This window comes from uncultured Aggregatibacter sp. (genome assembly GCF_901873365.1).
Taxonomy (GTDB): domain Bacteria; phylum Pseudomonadota; class Gammaproteobacteria; order Enterobacterales; family Pasteurellaceae; genus Aggregatibacter.
On record NZ_CABFLM010000003.1, the window covers coordinates 1 to 1,325 of the forward strand.

1 protein-coding gene is annotated in these 1,325 nt (G+C 28.0%); it reads left to right on the top strand.

The window, feature by feature from the left end; translation table 11 throughout:
- Positions 1-16 precede the first annotated feature (16 nt).
- Positions 17-1,325: AAA family ATPase (locus tag QZ106_RS00015; protein WP_295972666.1), on the top strand; the 1,309-nt coding region annotated here is incomplete at its 3' end.

A 1,325-nucleotide genomic window follows, 5' to 3' on the forward strand; every position in this document is an offset into this window, starting at 1 on the left:
TTATATGCATATAAAAGTGATTAAAATAACAAACTTTAGATCTATTAAAGATGAGAGGATCTTATTAGAAAATGTTAATGTTTTTTATGGGCTTAATGATGTTGGTAAATCTAATATATTAAAAGCATTAAATTTGTTTTTCAATAATAAAATCAGCCATTATGAAGAATTTGATTTTTCAAAAGATTTTTGTAAATTTGCTACAGTAGCTCCCAAAAAGGCAAAAGAAATTCGTATAGAGCTAACCCTGTCTCCTCCTAGTAGTTATCAAGATAATAAAGAGTTTACTTGGACTAAAGTGTGGAGGAAAGAGGGTTTATATGAGGATTACTTCAACAAATCAACATCAAGTTCAAAAAAAATGCCAACTAAATATTCGTGGGCAAGGAAGATAAAGTATAGATATGTTCCTGCAATGAAGGATAATTTATATTTTGCTAACTTGTTAAGAGAATTATATAGTATTTTATCAGAGTCTATATCTGAAAGTTTATCTGATGCTTCGAATAAGTTTTTGAGTGTTATAAAAAAATCAACTAAAGATATGAGTGATGATTTATTTGAAAATTTAAAAATAAAAAGTGAGATAAGTTTTCCTGATGATTTAAGCTCATTGTTCTCTACTTTAGATTTTCAGACGGGAGATAGAAATAACTTAATTTCAATAAAAAATAGAGGAGATGGTGTAAAAATAAGGCATATTCCAAGTATATTACAGTTTTTTCATAAGGAAAATAATAGATTAAATAATAAAGGTAGTATAAGAACAGATACGATTTGGGGGTATGAGGAGCCTGAGAATAATTTAGAGGGGTTGGCATCTTTTAATAAATCTAAACAATTTTTAGATGTATCTGATCAAATCCAAATATTATTAACAACACACTCTCCTGCATTTTATTTAATGAAGAGGGAGTCAGAAAATTGTAATTTATTTCAAACTACACAGGAATGTGAGGAAGTGGGAACGAAATATGTTGTTAAAGATAGTATACCTAATGATATATATAATAATGATAAAGAGTTTTTGGCATTAATAGGTCCGTTTATTGCAAACGAAATTGAAAAAAATGCAAAGCTTAGAGCTAGAATAGAAGAGATTAATTCTAGAGTAAATAGTAATCTTCTTAATAAGAATATTATTTTTGTTGAGGGAAAAAGTGATCAAATAATTCTGCAGAAATATATTGAGTTGCTTGGTAAAGAGAATGAATATGAAGTTGTAGAGTGTGGCGGAGCTAGTCAGGTTTCAGAATACCTGCTATCTTGGTGTTTTAACCCAAATATAAATGATTCATATAAATATAAAGCATTAGGTATTGTTG